At 55.1% G+C, this 515-nt stretch carries 1 tRNA gene and 2 rRNA genes; all 3 read right to left on the reverse strand.

The annotated features are described in order from the left end of the window. Positions 1-50: 50 nt before the first annotated feature. Positions 51-127 (reverse strand) — tRNA-Met (locus AB4Z16_RS28095). Between the two features lie 109 nt (positions 128-236). Further along, a 5S ribosomal RNA gene (rrf, locus tag AB4Z16_RS28100) occupies positions 237-351 on the reverse strand. A gap of 79 nt (positions 352-430) precedes the next feature. Further along, positions 431-515: ribosomal RNA gene (locus tag AB4Z16_RS28105) — 23S ribosomal RNA — on the reverse strand; the annotation flags it as partial.

Raw genomic sequence — 515 nt, forward strand, 5'->3', positions numbered from 1 at the left:
TGGATTTTAGACGCAAAAACCCGCCGCTGTTTGCGACGGGTTTTTGTGTTTGGTTGCGGGGGCCAGATTTGAACTGACGACCTTCAGGTTATGAGCCTGACGAGCTACCGGGCTGCTCCACCCCGCGGTAAGGATATGGGACCTTTTGAGGTCTTTTTAAACGGCTGCGCGGCGGCGACATGTGTCGACCGCCGCGCGAAGCGTTTTGTGATTGTGATGAGGGATATCCTTGACAGGCCCGGCAACGACCTACTCTCCCGGGTCTTGAGACACAGTACCATCAGCGCTGAGGAGTTTAACGGCCGAGTTCGGGATGGGATCGGGTTCTGGCTCCTCGCTCAAGCCACCGGGCCGGCGAAGGATATGGCAAGCAAAGAATGGTCTTTGATGTTTTGTCGCGTATTTGGTGTCGCGGACATTGATCATGAGAACGATCAAGCCGATCGAGCAATTAGTACCGGTAAGCTGAACGCATTGCTGCGCTTACACACCCGGCCTATCAACGTGGTCGTCTT

Origin of the sequence: Allobosea sp. TAF32, assembly GCF_052113585.1 — a bacterium.
Lineage (GTDB): Bacteria > Pseudomonadota > Alphaproteobacteria > Rhizobiales > Beijerinckiaceae > Allobosea.